This is a genomic window from Thauera terpenica 58Eu, assembly GCF_000443165.1.
Taxonomy (GTDB): Bacteria; Pseudomonadota; Gammaproteobacteria; order Burkholderiales; family Rhodocyclaceae; genus Thauera; species Thauera terpenica.
Genome location: NZ_ATJV01000057.1, coordinates 13,682 through 33,291, shown reverse-complemented (window position 1 = coordinate 33,291; position 19,610 = coordinate 13,682). Strand labels below are relative to the sequence as shown.

General features: G+C 66.4%; 16 protein-coding genes and 1 tRNA gene. 6 read left to right on the top strand and 11 right to left on the bottom strand.

The annotated features are described in order from the left end of the window. Positions 1-53 precede the first annotated feature (53 nt). The 8 genes from M622_RS30785 to M622_RS30750 all read right to left on the bottom strand — a co-directional run bounded on the left by M622_RS30785 (position 54) and on the right by M622_RS30750 (position 9,159). Positions 54-129, bottom strand: a tRNA-Ala gene (locus M622_RS30785). A 97-nt stretch (positions 130-226) separates the two neighbouring features. Continuing rightward, positions 227-1,330 (bottom strand): L-threonylcarbamoyladenylate synthase, encoded by a 1,104-nt coding sequence (locus M622_RS30780; RefSeq protein ID WP_021249508.1) that lies wholly within the window; start codon positions 1,328-1,330, stop codon positions 227-229. 24 nt (positions 1,331-1,354) lie between these two features. After that, entirely contained in the window at positions 1,355-2,521 is a 1,167-nt protein-coding gene (locus M622_RS30775; RefSeq protein WP_021249507.1) for a 5-(carboxyamino)imidazole ribonucleotide synthase, read from the bottom strand. A gap of 10 nt (positions 2,522-2,531) precedes the next feature. Next, positions 2,532-3,023: a 5-(carboxyamino)imidazole ribonucleotide mutase gene (purE, locus tag M622_RS30770; RefSeq protein WP_021249506.1), complete on the bottom strand. Its 492-nt coding sequence runs from the start codon at positions 3,021-3,023 to the stop codon at positions 2,532-2,534. Between the two features lie 9 nt (positions 3,024-3,032). Continuing rightward, positions 3,033-3,908 (bottom strand): bifunctional methylenetetrahydrofolate dehydrogenase/methenyltetrahydrofolate cyclohydrolase FolD, encoded by an 876-nt coding sequence (folD, locus tag M622_RS30765; protein ID WP_021249505.1) that lies wholly within the window; start codon positions 3,906-3,908, stop codon positions 3,033-3,035. A 114-nt stretch (positions 3,909-4,022) separates the two neighbouring features. Beyond that, entirely contained in the window at positions 4,023-5,771 is a 1,749-nt protein-coding gene (locus M622_RS30760; RefSeq protein ID WP_021249504.1) for a potassium/proton antiporter, read from the bottom strand. A 66-nt stretch (positions 5,772-5,837) separates the two neighbouring features. After that, a complete protein-coding gene (locus M622_RS30755; protein ID WP_021249503.1) occupies positions 5,838-6,476 on the bottom strand; it encodes a response regulator transcription factor in 639 nt (212 codons plus the stop codon). Continuing rightward, positions 6,451-9,159 carry a PAS domain S-box protein gene (locus M622_RS30750; RefSeq protein ID WP_021249502.1) on the bottom strand — a complete coding sequence of 903 codons (2,709 nt, stop codon included), beginning with the start codon at positions 9,157-9,159 and terminating at the stop codon, positions 6,451-6,453. Before M622_RS30750 ends, M622_RS30755 begins: the two co-directional genes overlap by 26 nt. A gap of 301 nt (positions 9,160-9,460) precedes the next feature. On the opposite strand from M622_RS30750, the gene M622_RS30745 reads away from it, so the two are divergent. From M622_RS30745 to M622_RS30725, 5 genes are all read left to right on the top strand, one after another. Beyond that, positions 9,461-10,693, top strand: a complete 1,233-nt coding sequence (locus M622_RS30745) for an ABC transporter substrate-binding protein (RefSeq protein WP_021249501.1) — start codon at positions 9,461-9,463, stop codon at positions 10,691-10,693. Positions 10,694-10,971: 278 nt separating this feature from the next. Beyond that, the gene (aceE, locus tag M622_RS30740; protein ID WP_021249500.1) at positions 10,972-13,653 is read left to right on the top strand and encodes a pyruvate dehydrogenase (acetyl-transferring), homodimeric type; all 2,682 of its coding nucleotides are present in this window, start codon (positions 10,972-10,974) and stop codon (positions 13,651-13,653) included. Between the two features lie 20 nt (positions 13,654-13,673). Next, positions 13,674-15,404, top strand: a complete 1,731-nt coding sequence (aceF, locus tag M622_RS30735) for a dihydrolipoyllysine-residue acetyltransferase (RefSeq protein WP_021249499.1) — start codon at positions 13,674-13,676, stop codon at positions 15,402-15,404. A 10-nt stretch (positions 15,405-15,414) separates the two neighbouring features. Next, complete coding sequence (lpdA, locus tag M622_RS30730; protein ID WP_021249498.1) at positions 15,415-17,256, top strand: dihydrolipoyl dehydrogenase; 1,842 nt, start codon at positions 15,415-15,417, stop codon at positions 17,254-17,256. Positions 17,257-17,449: 193 nt separating this feature from the next. Then, complete coding sequence (locus tag M622_RS30725; RefSeq protein WP_021249497.1) at positions 17,450-17,698, top strand: DUF2442 domain-containing protein; 249 nt, start codon at positions 17,450-17,452, stop codon at positions 17,696-17,698. A gap of 58 nt (positions 17,699-17,756) precedes the next feature. Here the strand turns inward: M622_RS30725 and M622_RS30720 are convergent, their stop codons facing one another. The 3 genes from M622_RS30720 to M622_RS30710 form a co-directional block, all read right to left on the bottom strand. Beyond that, positions 17,757-18,179, bottom strand: coding sequence for a type II toxin-antitoxin system VapC family toxin (locus tag M622_RS30720; RefSeq protein ID WP_021249496.1), 423 nt, complete (start codon positions 18,177-18,179; stop codon positions 17,757-17,759). Next, the gene (locus M622_RS30715) at positions 18,176-18,418 is read right to left on the bottom strand and encodes a type II toxin-antitoxin system Phd/YefM family antitoxin (RefSeq protein WP_031346912.1); all 243 of its coding nucleotides are present in this window, start codon (positions 18,416-18,418) and stop codon (positions 18,176-18,178) included. Before M622_RS30715 ends, M622_RS30720 begins: the two co-directional genes overlap by 4 nt. A 92-nt stretch (positions 18,419-18,510) precedes the next feature. Then, positions 18,511-19,086 (bottom strand): GrpB family protein, encoded by a 576-nt coding sequence (locus tag M622_RS30710; protein WP_021249494.1) that lies wholly within the window; start codon positions 19,084-19,086, stop codon positions 18,511-18,513. 153 nt (positions 19,087-19,239) lie between these two features. Here M622_RS30710 and M622_RS30705 point away from each other — a divergent pair, with 153 nt between their 5' ends. Continuing rightward, positions 19,240-19,533 (top strand): hypothetical protein, encoded by a 294-nt coding sequence (locus M622_RS30705; protein ID WP_021249493.1) that lies wholly within the window; start codon positions 19,240-19,242, stop codon positions 19,531-19,533. The last annotated feature ends 77 nt before the right edge of the window (positions 19,534-19,610 follow it).

The following is a 19,610-nucleotide window of genomic DNA, read 5'->3' as shown; positions in this document are numbered from 1 at the left end:
GCGGGGATTTCAGGCAAGAAAAAGGGCCCGGAGATTATCCGAGCCCTTCAATTTGGTGGACCGAATGAGGATCGAACTCACGACCTCCGCATTGCGAACGCGGCGCTCTCCCAGCTGAGCTATCGGCCCTGAAAGAGGGCAAATTATAGTAAGCCGGCGGATGAAATGGAAGCCCTTTCCAGCGTGATGCCGCCGGACAAATCCGCAGCAGGCGCTTGGCTCCAGGCTAATCCGCCGCTGCCCCCGAACCCACCGCCGCTCGCCCGAGGCGATCGGCGAGCGCGCGCCAGGCCAGGCCTTCGGGTAGGGCTTCGATGAGGATGAAGTCGGCGTTGAGCGCATCGAGCGCGCGCAGGCTGGCGTAGAGCTCTTGCGCGTAGGCGGCGGGGTCGGCGGGCATGGCCTGCCAGATCAGGCGCGAATCATCGGGATTGGGCACGGCATGCGCCAGCACGGCAACCCGGCTGCCCTCCCCCGCCAGCACGGCGGCGTGATCGGCAAGCTGGGCTGCATGCACCAGACGCAGCGGCGTGCGCGGGGCGTAGTGGGCGGCAAGCGCGCCGGAGACGCGGGGCGCGGGTGTTGCGGCGGCAGCAGCGCTGCCGTGAGCAGCAGCATCGGTGGCGGCGTCATTGGCCGCTTCACCGGCAACACCGCTCGGCGCGGTCTCGCCACGCACGCGCGGCCGGCGGCCGATGATGCGGGCGATGTCCTCGGCGGTGATCGCCCCCGGGCGCAGGATTTCCGGCACATCGCGCGAAAAGTCGAGGATGGTCGATTCGATGCCCACCGCGCAGGGGCCGCCGTCGAGGATCATCGCCACGCGCTCGCCGAGCTCTTCGTGCACGTGCGCGGCAGTGGTCGGGCTGATGCGGCCAAAGCGATTGGCGCTGGGCGCGGCGATGCCGGAGTCGAACACCTGTAGCAAGGCGAGCGCAATGGGGTGCGAGGGCACGCGCAGGCCGACGGTATCCTGTCCGCCGGTGACTTCGTCGGGCACCTCGGAGGTGCGCTTCAGGATCAGCGTCAGCGGGCCGGGCCAGAAGGCGCGCGCGAGCGCGATGGCGTCCTTGGGGATGTGCGCGGCCCAGCGCGGCAAGTGCTCGGCCGAGGGCAGATGCACGATGAGCGGATGGTCGGCGGGGCGGCCCTTGGCGGCGAAGATCCTGCTCACCGCCTCGGGGTTGAGCGCATCGGCCGCCAGGCCATAGACGGTCTCGGTCGGCATGCCGACGATGTCACCCGCACGCAGCAGCGCGGCCGCTTGGCGGATGGCGACCAGCGTGGGCGGCTCGATGCGACCGCGCGGCGGCGCGCCGGCTGCGCTCATCGACGGGCTCTCATCGCTGCGGCCTCACTCGTCGCGGATGCCGATTGCGGCGCGCGCCTGCAGGGCGCGCTCCAGCACCTGGGCGGGGTCGTCGCCGATGACGACGAAGTGGCCCATCTTGCGCCCGGCGCGAGCGTGGTGCTTGGCGTACAGATGCAGGCGCAGGCCGGGCACCGCGTGCAGCACCGACCAGTCGGGTTCGCGATAAGGGCCGTGACCCTTGCCATCCTCATACCAGAGCTCGCCCAGCACATTGACCATGACCGCGGCCGAATGCTGGCGCGGCGTGGCCAGCGCCAGGCCGCACAGCGCCCTGACCTGCTGTTCGTACTGGCTGACGTCACAGGCGTCGATGGTGTGGTGACCGCTGTTGTGCGGACGCGGCGCCATTTCGTTGACGAACAGCTCGCCGCCGCAGACGAAGAACTCCACGCCCAGCGTGCCGACATAGCCGAGCTTATCGGCGATGCGCTCGGCAATACGCTCGGCGCTACCTTGCATGTCCGCACTCAGACTGGCCAAGGCCAGCGCCGGCGCGATGGTGACGTCAAGAATGCCGTTGCGGTGGCGGTTCTCGCCGGGCGGGAAGGCACGCACCGTGCCCGCCTCGTCACGTGCCAGCACCACCGAGACTTCAAAGTCCAGGGTCAGCATCTTCTCCAGCACGCAGGGCTCGGCCTTGAAGTGCTGGAAGGCGGCCAGCGCCTGCTCACGGTCAGCCACGCGCGCCTGACCCTTGCCGTCGTAGCCGAAGCGCGCCACCTTGAGCACTGCGGGAAACAGCCCGGCATCGGCCGCACGGATGTCGTCCTCGCCACGGATGACCGCAAACGGGCCGTGCGGCAGGCCGTGCTCGGCGAGAAAGGTCTTTTCTGCGATACGGTTCTGGCACACCGCCACCGCGCTCGCCGCCGGATGCACCGGGATGAACTTGCTCAGGTAGTCCAGGGTGTCGGCGGGAACGTTCTCGAATTCGGTCGTCACTGCAGCGCACTCGGCGCCCAGGGTGTCGAGCGCCACGTAGTCGTCGTAGGCGGCGATGAGGTGGCGGTCAGCGACGAGGCCAGCCGGGCTGTGTGGATCGGGGTCGAGCACCCACACCTTGTAGCCCATCTCGTGCGCGGCCGAAACGAAAAAGCGGCCGAGCTGGCCGCCGCCGAGCATGCCAAGGGTGGCAGGCGGGAGGATCATGATGCGGCTCTCAATCCAGGGTCATGTCGAGCACCGCCTGGGTCTGGCGGGCACGGAAATCGGTGAGTCTGGCGGCGAGCGCGGCATCTTCATTGGCCAGCAGCGCCACCGCGAACAGCGCAGCATTGGCCGCACCCGCCTCGCCGATGGCGAAAGTGGCCACCGGGATGCCCTTGGGCATCTGCACGATGGACAACAAGGAGTCCTGCCCGGACAAGGCTTTCGATTGCACCGGCACGCCCAGCACCGGCAGCGTGGTCTTGGCCGCCACCATGCCCGGCAGATGGGCTGCGCCACCGGCACCGGCGATGATGGCCTTGAGCCCGCGTTCGCGTGCGCTCTCTGCATAGTCGAACATCAGGTCGGGGGTGCGGTGGGCGGAGACGACGCTGGCCTCGAAGGGCACGCCGAACTCTTCCAGCACCCTGGCCGCGGCCTTCATCGTGGGCCAGTCCGAGTTGGACCCCATGATGATGCCGACAACGGGCTTGGCTTCAGTCATCCTGCCTCCTCACTTGCGTGCCGCGCGCGCAACGCGCGCCGCGGAAATCACGGTATTTTCCAGCAACATGGTGATCGTCATCGGTCCCACGCCACCGGGCACCGGGGTGATGGCCGCGGCCACGGCCTTGACCGCCTCGAAATCGACGTCGCCACACAGCTTGCCCGCATCGGGGCCATCCTGCAGACGGTTGATGCCGACGTCGATCACCGTGGCACCGGGCTTGACCATGTCGGCGGTGACAAAGCGCGGCTTGCCGATGGCGGCGACCAGGATGTCGGCACGGCGGGTGTGGGAAGCAAGATCACGCGTTTTGGAGTGGCACACGGTGACGGTGGCGCCGGCATTGGTCAGCAGCATCGCCATCGGTTTGCCGACGATGTTCGAGCGCCCGATGATCACCGCCTCGGCGCCCTGCACCGGCACCTCGGCGCTTTCCAGCATCTTCATCACGCCATGCGGCGTACAGGGGATGAAGGCTTCCAGACCTTGCGACAGACGGCCGACGTTCTCGGCGTGAAAGCCGTCCACGTCCTTGGTGACGTCGATGGTCTCCAGCACCTGGGTCTCGTCCAGATGCTTGGGCAACGGCAGTTGCACCAGGATGCCGTGCACCGCGGGGTCGGCGTTGAGGTCGGCGAGCTTGGCCATGACCTCTTCCTGGGTGGCGTTGGCGGGGTAATCGAAGCGCAGCGACCGGATGCCGGCCTTTTCGCAGCCGGCGACCTTGTTGCGCACATACACCGCGGACGCGGCATCGCCGCCCACCAGGATGACCGCCAGACAGGGCTGCACACCGCGTGCGGTGAGCGCTGCGGCACGTTGTGCGATTTCATCACGCACCCGCGCCGAGAGCGCGTTGCCGTCGATGATGCGAGCGGTCATCGGTAGAGCCTCAAAAAGCTCGCGATTTTAACAGCAAGCGGCCCCGGCCGAGCACCTGACTACCGACTTTGCCCACCATCGCCCTGGCAAACCCACGCTCGCGTTGTGTTTTTGCTATTCGCGCTTGAGCCCGGCAAGCGGCGGACATTTGAGGCCGACAGCAGAAATCACCCCGCTCGCGCTCATTTCGCGCACGGTGAGCACGAACGCCCCCAGCTCCACCCGGTCACCGACCACCGCCGGGCGATTCAGGCGCCGGCGCATCATGTCGTGCAGACGCAGGCCGGACTCCTCGTCCCGCACCGTGAGGCCATAGGCCATCGCCAGCTCGCCGGCCAGCGCCGACGGATCGACCACGAACTCGCCGAAGAAGCTGGCATCGGCGCTCAATTCATCGCCACTGCTGCTGAACAGGCGCGCGATCTCGCCCGCCAGCTCGTTGGGCGCCACCAGCCACAGCGAGTCATTGCCCATCAGGCGCGTCTCCAGTTCCAGGCCATGGAGCTTGCCGCGGCGCACCAGCGCCACACAGCGCACGCTGCTGCCGCCGGCTTCGGCCGCCACCTCATCGGGGCGACGCCCTTCCGCGTGCGAGCCCGCCTCGACCCGATACTCCAGCAAGTCCAGCGCAGCCCGGCTGCCCACCCACACCTCGCGCACATCCACCGGTTCGGGCCGGCGCGGCACCTCGACCTTGAGCCAGCGCGCCGCGATCGGCACCGTGGCGCCCTGCACCGTCAACGACAGCAGCACCACCGCGAACGCCACATTGAACAGGAGCTGCGCGTCCGGCACCCCCATCATCACCGGAAAGATCGCCAGCGTGACCGGCACCGCGCCCCGCAGCCCCACCCAGCTCACGTAAGCGAGCTCATTGCGCTTGTAATGGAAGGGCCACAGACCGATCAACACCGCGATCGGGCGCGCGACCAGGGTGAGAAACACCGCCATCGCCAGCGCCTCCCAGATGTACTCGATCATGTTGGTCGGATTCACCAGCAGGCCCAGCACCACGAACATGCCCGCCTGCGCCAGCCAGGCCAGGCCATCCATCACCCGCAGCACATGCTCGGTGGCGTGGCTGCGGCGGTTGCCGACGACAATGCCCGCCAGGTACACGGCGAGAAAACCGCTGCCGTTCATCAGGTTGGTAGCGGCGAAGATGAGCAGGCCGCCCGACAGGATCAGCAGCGCATACAGGCCTTCGGCGAGGTTGAGCTTGCCCATCAGGCGCGACAGGATCCACCCGCCCACGATGCCGATCAGCCCTCCCAGCCCGAGCTGGCTGACGAGCATCCAGGCAATGCCGCCCACACTGCCCTGCTCCGGGTTGAGCAACAATTCGACCAGCGCCGTGACCAGCAGGATCGCCATCGGGTCGTTGGCGCCGGATTCGATCTCCAGCGTGGCCTGCACGCGCTCGTTGAGCCGCACCCCGCTGTTGCGCAGCAAGGCGAACACCGCCGCGGCGTCGGTCGAGCCCACGATCGCCGCCAGCAACATGCCCAGGCGCCAGTCCACATCCAGCAGCCAGGTGGCAAAAATACCCAACAGCCCGGCTGTGCCTATCACCCCCCAGGTCGCCAGCACCGCGGCCGGCTTCAAGGCCACCCGAAAGCTCGACACCCGTGTGCGCAAGCCGCCATCGAGCAGGATCACGGCGAGCGCGAGCTGGCCGATCAGGGTGGCGATGAAGTAATCGTTGAAGACGATGCCACCCGGCCCGTCCTGGCCGGCGAGCATGCCGACCGCGAGGAAGAGCAGCAGCAGCGGCAGCCCGAGGCGGGCGGAGATGGTGCTGGCCAACACGCTGATGAACAGCAGCAGGCCGGCCAGCAGGAAAAGTGCGTTGATTCCGGTCATCGCGCGAAATTATCACATCGGGCGATGACCATAATCGCGCTTACACAGCAAAACTGCCGGTCGCGCTCAACGCAGCACTTTGTCAGGGTCCACCGTCACCACGTGCTGCACCAGTTCGGCCAGCGAATTGACGCCCATCTTCTCCATCACCCGCGCACGGTGCACCTCCACCGTCTTGATGCTGATGCCCAGCACGTCGGCGATCTGCTTGTTGAGCTTGCCGATGATGATCAGGCCCAGCACTTCACGTTCGCGCTGGGTGAGGTGCTCGAGGCGGCGCACGGTGTCGGCCTCCTGCAGACGCTTGTCGCGGTTGCCGCGCTCCAGCATCAGGCACTGCTCGATCAGGCGCAGCATGTCGGCCTCGCTGAAGGGCTTTTCGATGAAATCGACCGCGCCCTTCTTCAGCGCCGACACCGCCATCGGCACGTCACCATGACCGGTGATGAACACCACCGGCAGGGTGCAGCCGCGCCGCCCCAACTCTTCGAACAACTCCAGCCCGCTCATGCCCGGCATGCGCACATCGAGCACCACGCAACCGACCATGACGGGGCTGATCACGCGCAAGAAAGCGTCGGCGGAGTCGTAGGTGGCGACCTTGTAATTGTTGCCCTCGAGCATCCAGGTCATGGAGTCGCGCAAGGCTTCGTCGTCGTCGACGACATGGATGATCTGTTCAGACGCTGTGGGCTGGGCGCTCACTGGCGGACTCCGTGGGCAAGGTAAACGAGAATATGGTACCGCCTTCGGGGTTCTCGTCGACGATCAGTCGGCCGTCGTGGAACTCGATGATCGAACGGCAGATGTTCAGCCCCATGCCCATGCCCTCGGTCTTGGTGGTGTAAAAGGCGGTAAACAGGCGCTTCCGGCCCTCTTCGCTGATACCGTGACCGCGATCTATCACCGCCACCTCGACCGCGCCCTTGCCAAAGCTGCGCGCGCGCACGCGCAGCACACGCTGCTCGGGCAAGGTCTCGGCCATCGCATCCAGGCCGTTGCGGATCAGGTTGAGCACCACCTGCTCGATCATGATGCGGTCGGCGAACACCAGCGGCAGCTCGGGCTCGATCTCGGCCACCAGCCGGATGCCGGTGCGATGGGCCTCGATCTCGGCAAAGCCCAGGGCGTCATCGAGGATCTCCGCCAGCGCCAGCGCGCGCCGCCGCGGCTCGCTCTTTTTCACGAAGTCACGCACGCGGCGGATGATCTTGCCGGCGCGATCGGCCTGAAAGCTGGCCTTCTGCATCGCGCTCAGCACCTCTTCGGGCTTCCACTTGCCACTCTGCATGCGGGTCACGCAGCCCGCGCAGTAGTTGGCGATCGCCGACAGCGGCTGGTTGAGCTCATGCGCCAGCGTGGACGCCATCTCGCCCATGGTGATCAGGCGCGCGGTGCGCTGCAGGCGCTCTTCCTGCTGGCGCGAAACCTCGGCGGTCTGCTTGCGTTCGGTGATGTCGGTGGCAATGCCCATGCGCACCACGCGCCCGTCCACCCAGCGCGTGGCCTGCTCGCGCACGTGGTACCAGCGCCCCGACAGCGGATGCTGCAACTCACCGTCAAACAGCTCACGCGGCACGTCAGCGGGTTCCAGCCCGCGCGGGTCGACGCGGTAGTCGCCACGCTCGGGCTGGGGCACGGCCACGCCGCGCACCGTGCGCCCCACGGTGTCGAAACCATGGATGTGCTTGAACGCACGGTTGGCAAACAGGATCTCATCGGTACGCGCATCGGCCACGAACACCGCCGCGTCCAGCCCGTCGAGCACCGCCTCGAAGCGCTCATGCGCCGCCTCCAGCGCGGCACGCACGCGCTTGGGCTCGGTGATGTCGGTGATCGAGGCCATCCAGCCGGTCTGGCGTCCGCTCACGTCGATCAGGGGCGACAGATAGAAGCGCGCATCGAAGCGCTCGCCGTTCTTGCGCTGGATGCGCATCTCGAAGCCACTCGCCGGCGCCTGCCCGGCCAGGGTCATTGCCAGCTTGCGCTCGCTCTGCGCACGCGTCTCCTCCGCCCAGTAGGGGAAGGGCGCCGACAAACCCACCAGCTCGGCCTCGTCCCAGCCCACCATGCGGCAGAAGGCCGAGTTCACGTAGATGATGCGGCCACTCAGATCGATCGCACGCAGGCCGGTCAGCATGGAATCTTCCATCGCCTTGCGGAAAGTCGATTCCGCACGCAGCGCTTCTTCCGCGGCCTTGCGTCCGGTGATGTCATGCGCCACCGCGTACACCAGCTGCTCTTCGCGCACCGGGTTGATGCTCCACACCAGCCACTTGTAGCCGCCATCGGCACAACGGCAGCGGTTCTCGAACTTCACCGCCTCGCCTGCCCCCAGGCGGCGCATCTGCTCCAGCGTGCTGCCGACCTCATCGGCATGCACGAAGTCGATCAAGGCCTGCCCGGGCAGCTCATCGGGGGCATGGCCAAGGATGCGCTCGAAGGCCGGATTGCAGCGCCGAAAACGCCCATCGAGGCCGACCACGCACAGGATGTCGAGCGACAGGTTGAACAGGCGGTCGCGCTCCTTTTCCACCTGCACGCGGCGCAGCACATGCGAGCGCAGGCTCCACAGACTCCACAGCACCAGCACCGACAAGCCGATGATGAGCACGCTGGGCAGGGCATGGGGCAGCTCACCACGGCTGCGCACGGCGGTGGCGCGCAAGGCCAGGCCATTGCCGGGTGGATCGAGCGCCAACTCGAAGGACAGCGATTCGTCGACGCTCTGCAGGGTGGAATTGGCGGCCAGCACCTCACCGCCCGGCTTGTGCAACACCAGGCGGTATTTGTCCGCGAACCAGGACGGCACCAGGTAGCGCACGATGCGCTCCACCGAATAAGCGCCCACGATCACGCCAAGGAATTCACCGCCGCGCAGCACCGGGGTGTACACCTCGAGCGCGGTGTCGCCGCGCGCGCTGCGGTAGGCGTCGCCGTAGGCCAGCCGGCCCGAGCTGCGTGCGCGCTCCAGCGCACGGATCTGCTCGCCCGCCAGCGCATCGCCGCTGAGCCAGTCGGTGGTGTCGAAGGGCGCGGTCCAGCGCACGATCTCGTCCGCTCCCACCCAGGCGATGTTGGCCAGCTCGCCATTGTTGGCGATGTACTGATTGGCGCGCAGCTGAAAGTCATCGTGATCGATGAACTCGGCCGCCAGGTCACGCCCAAGCTGGCCGAGAAACTCTTCGGTGGAGAGCATCTGCCGGCGCATGGTCTGCTCGGCCCACTGCAGGTCGCGCACGATGGCGCCGCGCTCGGCCTCGATCTCGCGCTGCTGCAGCAGCCACACCAGGGCCAGCATGCTGAGCGCAAAAAAAACCACCGCAACGTAAGGCGCGGCCCAGTACCAGCGCGCTGGGCTGCGGCGAACGGGGGCGGATTCGGGCATAGAGGCAGCAGTGAGAAAGGAGAAGGGAAGGCATCGCCCGCGCGCGCGGCGACAAATGCTGCACTGCGATTCTCAGGCACGCCCGCCGCCACGGTCATTCGGTGTAACCCTAATGCAGCCCCGCGCGGCCGCGCCGCCTCCTCTCATCCAGGCGGCAAGCACACAGGCGACTCCGTTCGCCCCGAGCCTGTCGACGGGGGTAGCGCCTGGGGTAGCGCGTGCCGGGCCGCACGGGCGAGGGCTAACCCGGGTGGGGTTTCCGCCAATTTTTCCTCATCACACCAGCCCCTAGAGTCGGCCCATGCCCCGCTCCTTCTCCCGGCGCCGCGTTCTCGCCGCGCTCCCTGCCGCCCTGGCCTGCGCGCTCGGCGCAGGCGCCGCCCGCCCCTTGAGGGCGCTCGGCGCGGGCGGCGAACCCATCCGCATCGGCGTCTCCGGCCCCTTCACCGGCGGCTCGAGCCCGATGGGCATCTCCATGCGCGAAGGCATCCGCATCGCCGCAGGCCTCATCAACGCCCGTGGCGGGGTGCTCGGCCGGGAGCTCGAACTCGTCGAGCGTGACGACCAGGCTGACAACAAACGCGGCGCGCGCATCGCCGAGGAGCTGGTGCACAAGGAAGGCATCGTCGCCGCGCTGGGCATCGTCAACACCGGCGTGGCGCTCGCCAGCCAGCGCCACTACCAGCTCGCGCGCATCCCCATGATCACCGCGGTGGCGACCGGCAGCCTGGTCACCCGCCAATTCCTGCCGCCGGAGTTTGCCGACAACTACATCTTCCGTGTATCGGCCAATGACAGCCTGCAGGCGCAGGTCATCGTCGACGAGGCAGTGACACGCCGTGGCCTGCAGCGCCTGGCGATCTTTCACGACGCCACCAACTACGGCGTGCTGGGCAGCGAAGACCTCACCACCGCCTTGCACCAGCGCGGCCTCGCGGCCGTCATCATCGAGCGCTTCCAGCTGCGCGAGACCGACATGGGCCCGGCGCTGCGGCGCGCACGCCAGGCCGGCGCCGAGGCGGTGCTGACCTATGGCATCGGCCCCGAGCTCGCACAGATCGCCAACGACCTGGCGCGCCTGAACTGGCGCGTACCGATCATCGGCAGCTGGACGCTGGCCATGTCGAGCTTCATCGACAGGGCCGGCCCCAACGCCGAGGGCGCGCGCATGCCGCAGACCTTCATCCAGGAGGCCACCAACCCCGCACGTGGCGCCTTCCTGGCGGCGTGGCAGCAGGCCACCGGCGTGGCGCGCATCCCGGTGCCGCCGGCGGCCGCGCAGGGGTATGATTCGATGCTCTTGCTCGCACAAGCCATCAGCCAGGCCAACAGCCTGGAAGGCCGCCACATCCGCGAAGCGCTGGAGGATCTACGCACGCCCGTCCAGGGAGTCATCATGACCTACCTTCGCCCCTACGCCCGCGATCAGCACGAGACACTCACCCACCCGCAGCAGATTCACATGGGCGAGGTGCGCGACGGCCGTGTGGTGTTTGCCTACGCACAAGACCGCCAGCGGGCGATGCAGTCATGAGCAGCGCGCACGCCCCTTTCCCGCCTTCAAGCCCGCCCCGCAACGGCGCACTCCCCCCGGTGAGTGCGCCGTTTGTGCGTCTACTCACGCCCTCCTTGCGGCTTTCATGCGCGCCTGCTGGCGCTGCTTTTCTTGATGAGCATATTGCACATTGCGAAAAGACGTTTTATAGTTTGAAAAGTCAGCCGGCCACATGACGGACTGGCTGTGCCCGTATCCACACAACGCCTGCCTGCAGGGGCAGGGTTCACCCACTGAAAGTCATGAGGAGACAAGCCATGACCGGAATCACCAACGTTCTCGCGCAACCCGACACGGATGCGCAGGAAACGAAGGAATGGCTGGAAGCACTGGCCGCCGTCGTTGAACACGAAGGCCCGCAGCGCGCCCACTACCTGATCGAGACCCTGATCGCCACCGCGCGCCAGGAAGGGGTGAACATCCCCTACTCGGCCACCACCGAATACATCAACACGATTCCGGTCGAGCAGCAGCCGCCCTATCCGGGCGATGCCGACATCGAGATCAAGATCCACTCCTACGTCCGCTGGAACGCGATGGCGATGGTGGTGCGCGCCAACAAGGGCACCAACGTCGGCGGCCACATCGCCTCCTTCGCGTCCGCCGCTGCGCTCTACGACGTCGGCTTCTCGCACTTCTGGCACGCGCCGTCCGAGCAGCACGACGGCGACATGATCTATTTCCAGGGCCACTCGGTGCCGGGCATCTATGCCCGCGCCTTCATGCTGGGTCGCCTGACTGAAGAGCAGATGGACAACTTCCGCCAGGAAGTCGGCGGCAAGGGCATCTCGTCCTACCCCCACCCCTGGCTGATGCCGGACTTCTGGCAGTTCCCCACCGTGTCGATGGGCCTGGGCCCGCTGTGCGCCATCTACCAGGCGCGCTTCATGAAGTACATGGCCAGCCGCAACATGATCGACCCCGTACGCGCCGAGCAGCGCAAGGTATGGGCCTTCCTCGGTGACGGCGAGACCGACGAGGTCGAGTCGCTGGGCGCCATCGGCATGGCCGCGCGCGAGCAGCTCGACAACCTGGTGTTCGTCATCAACTGCAACCTGCAGCGCCTGGACGGCCCGGTGCGCGGCAACGGCAAGATCATCCAGGAGCTCGAATCCCAGTTCCGCGGTGCCGGCTGGCACGTCCTCAAGGTGATCTGGGGCACGCACTGGGACAGGCTGCTGGCGCGCGACAAGGACGGCATCCTGCAAAAACGCATGATGGCCTGCGTGGACGGCGAATATCAGACCTTCAAGGCCAAGGACGGCGCCTATGTGCGCGAGCACTTCTTCAACACCCCCGAACTGAAGGCACTCGTCGCCGACTGGACCGACACCCAGATCTGGCGTCTGAACCGCGGCGGGCACGACATCTTCAAGATTTTCGCGGCCTACAAGGAGGCTAGCGAGCACAAGGGCCAGCCCACGCTGATCCTCGCCAAGACCATCAAGGGCTACGGCATGGGCCAGGCTGGTGAGGCGATGAACATCTCGCACCAGCAAAAGAAGATGGACACCGAGGCCGTCCGTCGCTTCCGCGACCGCTTCGGTCTGCCCGTGCCCGATGACAAGATCGAAGAGCTGCCCTACGTGAAGTTCGCCGAAGACTCGGTCGAATACAAATATCTGATGCAACACCGCCAGGACCTGGGTGGCTTCCTGCCCCAGCGCCGCACCAAGGCCGCGCCGCTGGCCGTGCCCGAGCTCGACGCTTTCGGCGCGCTGCTCAAGGCGTCCGGCGAAGGCCGCGAGCTGTCGACCACGATGGCGGTGGTGCGCATCATGAACACGCTGCTCAAGGACAAGCAGATCGGCAAGCACGTGGTGCCCATCGTCCCGGACGAGTCGCGCACCTTCGGCATGGAAGGCATGTTCCGCCAGTACGGCATCTGGAACCAGCAAGGCCAGCAGTACGTGCCGGAAGACCATGACCAGCTCATGTTCTACAAGGAGTCCAAGACCGGCCAGGTGCTGCAGGAAGGCATCAACGAAGCCGGCGCCATGGCCGACTGGATTGCCGCTGGCACCGCTTACAGCGTGCACAACGTGCAGATGATTCCGTTCTACATCTTCTACTCGATGTTCGGCATGCAGCGCACCATGGACCTGTGCTGGGCGGCAGCCGACCAGCGCACCCGCGGCTTCATGATGGGCGGCACCGCCGGGCGCACCACGCTCAATGGCGAAGGCCTGCAGCACCAGGACGGCCACAGCCTGCTGATGGCCAACATGATTCCCAACTGCATCAGCTACGACCCCACCTTCCAGTACGAAGTCGCGGTCATCGTGCAGGACGGCATGCGCCGCATGTTCGCCGAGCAGGAGGACGTGTACTACTACATCACGGTGATGAACGAGAACTACGAGCATCCCGAGATGCCCGCCGGCGCCGAGGCCGACATCCTCAAGGGCATGTACCTGTTCCGCCAGGGTGCCGACACCCAGGGTCCGCGCGTGCAGCTGATGGGCTCGGGCACGATCCTCCTCGAGGTCATCGCCGCGGCCGAACTGCTCAAGAGCGACTGGGGCGTCGAAGCCGACATCTGGGGTGTACCCAGCTTCAATGAGCTCGCCCGCGACGGCCATGACGTCGAGCGCTGGAATCTGCTGCACCCGATGGAAGAGCCGCGCCAAAGCCATGTGCAGCAAAAGCTCGCCGACAGGGAAGGCCCGGTCATCGCCGCCACCGACTACATCCGCATGTTCCCCGAGCAGATCCGTTCGCAAGTGAAGCGCACCTTCTTCACCCTGGGCACCGATGGCTTCGGCCGCTCCGACACCCGCGAACAGTTGCGCCACTTCTTCGAGGTGGATCGCCACTGGGTGACGCTGTCGGCGCTCAAGACGCTGGCCGATGAGGGCAGCATCGCGCGCGACAAGGTTGCAGCCGCACTGGTCAAGTACCAGCTCGACCCGAACAAGCCCAATCCGCTGTCGGTCTGAGCGCGCAAGGAGACAAGAACATGAGCCAACTCATTGAAGTGAAGGTGCCGGATATCGGCGACTTCGACGCCGTACCGGTGATCGAACTGTTCGTGAAGGTCGGCGACACCATCGCCGTCGATGACGCCATCGCCACCCTGGAATCCGACAAGGCCACGATGGACATTCCCTCCAGCCACGCCGGCGTGGTGAAGGAGGTGCTGATCGCGGTCGGCGACAAGGTCGCCGAAGGCGCGGTGCTGATCAAGCTCGAGGCCGCAGCCACGGCAGGGGCTGCGGCAGCAGCTCCCGCCGCAAGCGCACCGGCTGCGGCTGCTGCGCCCGCTGCCCCGCCAGCACCAGCCGCTGCACCCGCAGCGGCTGCCTCCGCGCCTGCAGCCCCCGCTGCAGGCGGCGGCATGGTCGAGGTCAAGGTGCCGGACATCGGCGATTTCGACGCCGTGCCGGTGATCGAGCTGTTCGTCAAGGTCGGCGATCGCATCGAGGTCGACGAGGCCATCTGCACCCTCGAGTCCGACAAAGCCACCATGGACGTGCCTTCATCGCACGCTGGTGTGGTCAAGGAAGTGCTGGTCCAGATCGGTGACAAAGTGGCAGAAGGCGCGGTGCTGATCAAGCTCGAGACGGCAGCAGGCGCCTCAGCGGGGTCGGCGGCCGCACCCGCACCCGCTCCGGCTGCTGCGCCAGCCCCCGCTCCCGCCATGGCTGCAGCGCCGTCAGCGGACGCCAGCTCCACCATGCTCGCCGACGGCGGCCCCGCGCTCAGCGCCCCGGCATCGATGCCGGTCGGCAGCGCCAGCCCGTCCGCGGTCAAGCTCGGCGGGCGGCTGCACGCCAGCCCCTCGGTGCGCGCCTTTGCGCGCGAACTGGGGGTGGATCTCGCTCAGGTCAAGGCTAGCGGTCCCAAGGGTCGCGTGCTCAAGGCCGACGTCGCCGCCTTCATCAAGGGCGCGATGAGCACCGGCGTCGTCCCCGGCAAGAGCGTGGCGGCAGCGGCCGTCGGCAGCCTGGGCGGCGGTCTGGACCTGCTGCCCTGGCCCAAGGTCGATTTCGCCAAGTTCGGCGAAGTCGAGGCCAAGCCGCTGTCCCGCATCAAGAAGATCTCCGGCCAGAACCTCGCCCGCAACTGGGCGATGATCCCGGCGGTCACCTACCATGAAGACGCCGACATCACCGATCTGGAAGCCTTCCGCGTCCAGATGAACAAGGAGTTCGAGAAGTCCGGCAAGAAGCTCACCATGCTCGCCTTCATCATCAAGGCTTCGGTGCGCGCGCTGCAGGAATTCCCCGAGTTCAACACCTCGCTCGACGGTGACAACCTCATCTACAAGAAGTACTTCAACATCGCCTTCGCCGCCGACACCCCCAACGGCCTGGTCGTGCCGGTGGTCAAGGGCGCCGACAAGAAGAGCGTGTTCGAGATCGCGGCCGAAACCGGCGCGCTCGCCAAGCAGGCGCGCGACGGCAAGATCAAGCCCGCCGACATGTCGGGTGCGTGCTTCACCATCAGCTCGCTGGGCGGCATCGGTGGCACCTACTTCTCACCCATCGTCAACGCGCCCGAAGTCGCCATCCTGGGCGTGAACAAATCGGTGATGAAACCGGTGTGGGACGGCAAGGCCTTCGTGCCGCGCCTCACCCTGCCCATGTCGCTGAGCGCAGACCACCGCGTCATCGACGGCGCCCTGGCCACCCGCTTCAACGTGTACCTGGCCCAACTGCTGGCGGACTTCCGCCGCGTGATGCTTTAAGGAGATCGCCATGAGCCTGATTGAAGTGAAGGTTCCGGACATCGGCGATTTCGATACCGTGCCGGTCATCGAGTTGTACGTGAAGGTCGGCGACAGCATCCAGGTCGACGAGTCAATCTGCACGCTCGAGTCCGACAAGGCCACCATGGACGTGCCCTCGAGCACGGCCGGGGTGGTGCGCGAAGTGCTGGTCCAGCTCGGCGACAAGGTCGGCGAAGGCGCGGTGCTGATCAAGGTGGAGGAGACGAGCGCTGCGGCAGCGACCGCGACCTCAGCTGCGCCAGCTCCGGCTGCTGCCTCCGCCCCGGCTGCGGCGCCGGCCGCGCCCGCTGCGGCGCCGGTCAGCGCTGCCCCTGCTGCCGCGTCGCACAGCGGCACGGCCGATGCCGAATACGACCTGGTCGTGCTCGGCGCCGGCCCGGGCGGCTACTCGGGCGCCTTCCGCGCGGCCGACCTCGGCCTCAAGGTCGCCATCATCGAGCGCTACGCCACCCTGGGTGGTGTGTGTCTGAACGTCGGCTGCATCCCGTCCAAGGCCTTGCTGCACGTCGCCGCCGTCATCGATGAGGCCGCCCACATCGGCAGCGCCGGCGTCAGCTTCGCCCAGCCCGCCATCGACATCGACGCCCTGCGCAAGCACAAGGACGGCATCGTCGGCAAGCTCACCGGCGGCCTGACCGGCATGGCCAAGGCGCGCAAGGTCGATGTCATCCGCGGCTACGGCCACTTCCTCGACCCCCATCACCTCGAAGTCGAAGAAACCAGCGGCAGCAGCCAGGACAAGACCGGCGCGAAGAAGGTGATCAAGTTCAAGCAGGCCATCATCGCCGCCGGCTCGGCCGCGATGCACCTGCCCTTCATCCCGCAGGATCCGCGCATTGTGGACTCCACCGGCGCGCTGGAGCTGCGCCAGGTGCCGGGCAAGATGCTGGTCATCGGCGGCGGCATCATCGGCCTGGAAATGGCCACGGTGTATTCCACCCTGGGCGCGCGCATCGACGTCGTCGAGATGCTCGACGGCCTGATGCAAGGCCCGGACCGCGACGCTGTCAAGGTGTGGGAAAAGCAGAACACCCACCGCTTCGACAAGATCATGCTCAAGACCAGGACCGTCGCCGTCGAAGCCAGGGACGATGGTCTGTGGGTTACGTTCGAAGGGGTCGACAGCAGCGCGAACGCACCCACCGAACCGGTCCGCTACGACATGATCCTGCAGTCCGCGGGTCGCGCGCCCAACGGCAACAAGATCGGTGCCGACAAGGCCGGCATCGCGGTGAGCGAGCGCGGCTTCATCGCGGTGGATGCGCAGATGCGCACCAACGTGCCGCACATCTTCGCCATCGGCGACGTCGTCGGCCAGCCCATGCTCGCCCACAAGGCGGTGCATGAGGCCCACGTCGCGGCGGAAGTCGCGGCCGGTGAGGCACAAGGCAAGCCCGAGCTTGCCCGCGCCGCCTTCGACGCCACCGTCATCCCCGGCGTGGCCTACACCCACCCGGAAGTGGCCTGGGTGGGCTACACCGAAGCCCAGGCCAAGGCCGAAGGCAAGAAGATCGACACCGCCAAGTTCCCCTGGGCGGCATCGGGCCGCGCCATCGCCAACGGCGCCGACTACGGCTTCACCAAGCTGATCTTCGACGCCGAAACGCACCGCATCATCGGTGGCACCATCGTCGGGCCGTCTGCCGGCGACATGATCAGCGAAGTCTGCCTGGCCATCGAAATGGGCGCCGACGCCACCGACATCGGCAAGACCATCCACCCCCACCCCACCCTGGGTGAAACCGTGGGCATGGCCGCCGAAGTCGCGCACGGCAGCTGCACCGACCTGCCCCCGATGCGCAAGAAGTAAGCGCGTCGCGCAAGGCAGCAGCAGCGCATGAAGACGAAACCCGCCGTGAGGCGGGTTTCTTTTTTCGGGCGAACAAGCGTATTGCCCTCCAACCTCAAAACGCCCATCCTCGACCATCACAACGACTTGGTTCGCAACTGGGAACATGCCCAGCGCTTCGAACCAATGGAACGAATACCGGGAGCCGATCACGATGATTAAGATCCTTCAAGCAAGCAGCGTGGCCGAATTCACGCTTCGTATCGCATTCTCCGATGGCGCTGAAGGGGTATTCGAGGGCGCGCAGCTTCTCGCTCGCGAGGGCCCCTTGCTTGAGCCTTTGCGTGACCCCACTTATTTTGCCCGTGCCTTTGTCGACGCAGGCGGCTTGGCGTGGCCGAACGGTCTTGAGCTCTCCGCGACACGCGTACGCGAGCAATGTCGCATCCTGCAAGCCACTTGATACAAGCCTTCACCTTCTGAGGCCCGAATCACCCACGATCCAGCGCAGCCCAACCTCGTCAATCGCTCGCCCAAGGGTCGAACAGCTCGATCGGCGCCTGCACGAAATCACGCACATTGCGCGTGACCAGGCACAGACCATTGGCCAGCGCGGTTGCCGCGATGATCGAATCGAAGGCCGCCATCGGCTTGCCCACCGCCTCAGCACGCGCACACATCTGCGCCCACGCATGCGCGGCATCCCGACCAAAGGGCAGGATGCGCTCTCCAAAGCCGTCCTCCACCTGCTGCAGCCACAGCTGCAACTCATTGCGCCGACGCGACAGCGGCAGCTTTGCCACGCCGCGCTGCAGCTCACCAAGCGTCATGGCGCTCACAAACAGCTCATCCGCCTTGCGCCCGGCCATCCAGGTCATCACGCCCGGTGCCGGGCCCGGCTTGACCAGTTCGGAAAGCACGCAGGTATCGAGCAGATACCTCACAGCTCGATACCTCGGACCGGCTCCCGCGACCGCTCCAGCTCAAGCGCCGCGCCACGCGGAGCATTCAACAAGGTATCGAGCAAGGACGGCGCCGCGCTCATGCGGCGGTATTCATGCACGGAAATCACCACCACCGCATCCTGCCCCCGCCGCGTCACCAGCTGCGGACCCTCGCTGAGGGTGAGTTCCACCAGCTCGCTGAATCGATTTTTTGCGTCCTGCAATTGCCATGTGTGCACGGCTGACTCCTGTCTAGTCTGTCTAGCTTGATTATTGCAGCAAACCAATCACAGTCAAGCCCGCCGCACGCTCCGGCAAGCTCCCGAGTCTGTCACCAGTGCGCGGCCCCCCGTCGCGCCGCCTTCATCACCCGACGGATGAACCCCGTCTTCGCCTTCGCATACGCCTTGCGGTCATCCGGATGCTCGGCCGCGATGCGGCGCTTGAGCGCGTCGTATTCCTGTGCGGCGGCGGGATGCGCGCGCAGATAGTCGCGAAACAGCAGCCGCTCCCAGCCACTCGAGCGCCCTTCCAGGCAATGAATGTGATGCGTGCGCCGTCCGTGCGCATCACGCTTGATGAACCACGCGTAGGCAATGCCGGGCAAGCCGGGCTCGGTGTCGCGCCAGAAGAACTCGTAGCCATGCTCGCGCAGCAGCGGCGCAATATGCTGCGCCACATCCTCCAGCGCACGCACCTCCACCAGCATGTCGATGATGGGCTTGGCCGACAGGCCGGGCACGGCGGTGCTGCCGAAGTGCTCGATGCGGCCGATCAGCTCGCCAGGCAGCAGGCTGCGCAAGTGCGCCGCCTCGGCCGCAAAGCGCTGCGGCCAGGCGGGGTCGTAGGCGACGATCTCGACGTGCTCCTGCAGCGCACGCGCAACCGGGTCGGACGAAGGCTTCATGAGCGGGACTATAATCCCGGAGACGTATGACTGAACATCGCCAGCCCTACCGTGTCACACCTCGCAGTACGCCCAAAACAGCGCTTTACGTCGATTTGCCTCAAGGCACAGCAAGTGCACCGAAAGTCGCAATGAAGCTTGCTGCGCACGGAGATGGACGCCATGACCGCCCGAGACCTTGAATCTGCATTGCTCACCCGTTGCGCGGCCGTCGCGCGCGGAACGGGCTCAAGCGCCCAGGATCAGCGCGAGGCCAATGTATTTCGCCTGGCCGCGATGGTGCTTCAGTCGCAGTTTCCGCGCGAATCCGACAGCTTGATGCTGGCCAGCGAGCAGTATTTCGCCGCCCATCCGGATGAACAACTGGCCTCTGCTGCGGTACTCAGAAATGGCTGGGTTCTGAGCCTGCCACGCCTGCGCGACAATCTGACGCGCAGGCTTTCGTGAATGGCCCAGGATATGGTGCTCAGCAAGCTTGCCTGCTGCGCCAGCCGCAGCTTATTGCTACGCTGATGCACGTTGAT

Excerpts from the sequence above, each read along its gene's own strand:
- M622_RS30780 (WP_021249508.1), bottom strand. The coding sequence starts at position 1,330 with ATGAGCGCAGCCGGCGCGCCGCCGCGCGGTCGCATCGAGCCGCCCACG.
- M622_RS30775 (WP_021249507.1), bottom strand. The coding sequence starts at position 2,521 with ATGATCCTCCCGCCTGCCACCCTTGGCATGCTCGGCGGCGGCCAGCTC.
- purE (WP_021249506.1), bottom strand. The coding sequence starts at position 3,023 with ATGACTGAAGCCAAGCCCGTTGTCGGCATCATCATGGGGTCCAACTCG.
- folD (WP_021249505.1), bottom strand. The coding sequence starts at position 3,908 with ATGACCGCTCGCATCATCGACGGCAACGCGCTCTCGGCGCGGGTGCGT.
- M622_RS30760 (WP_021249504.1), bottom strand. The coding sequence starts at position 5,771 with ATGACCGGAATCAACGCACTTTTCCTGCTGGCCGGCCTGCTGCTGTTC.
- M622_RS30750 (WP_021249502.1), bottom strand. The coding sequence starts at position 9,159 with ATGCCCGAATCCGCCCCCGTTCGCCGCAGCCCAGCGCGCTGGTACTGG.
- M622_RS30745 (WP_021249501.1), top strand. The coding sequence starts at position 9,461 with ATGCCCCGCTCCTTCTCCCGGCGCCGCGTTCTCGCCGCGCTCCCTGCC.
- aceE (WP_021249500.1), top strand. The coding sequence starts at position 10,972 with ATGACCGGAATCACCAACGTTCTCGCGCAACCCGACACGGATGCGCAG.
- aceF (WP_021249499.1), top strand. The coding sequence starts at position 13,674 with ATGAGCCAACTCATTGAAGTGAAGGTGCCGGATATCGGCGACTTCGAC.
- lpdA (WP_021249498.1), top strand. The coding sequence starts at position 15,415 with ATGAGCCTGATTGAAGTGAAGGTTCCGGACATCGGCGATTTCGATACC.
- M622_RS30725 (WP_021249497.1), top strand. The coding sequence starts at position 17,450 with ATGATTAAGATCCTTCAAGCAAGCAGCGTGGCCGAATTCACGCTTCGT.
- M622_RS30710 (WP_021249494.1), bottom strand. The coding sequence starts at position 19,086 with ATGAAGCCTTCGTCCGACCCGGTTGCGCGTGCGCTGCAGGAGCACGTC.
- M622_RS30705 (WP_021249493.1), top strand. The coding sequence starts at position 19,240 with ATGGACGCCATGACCGCCCGAGACCTTGAATCTGCATTGCTCACCCGT.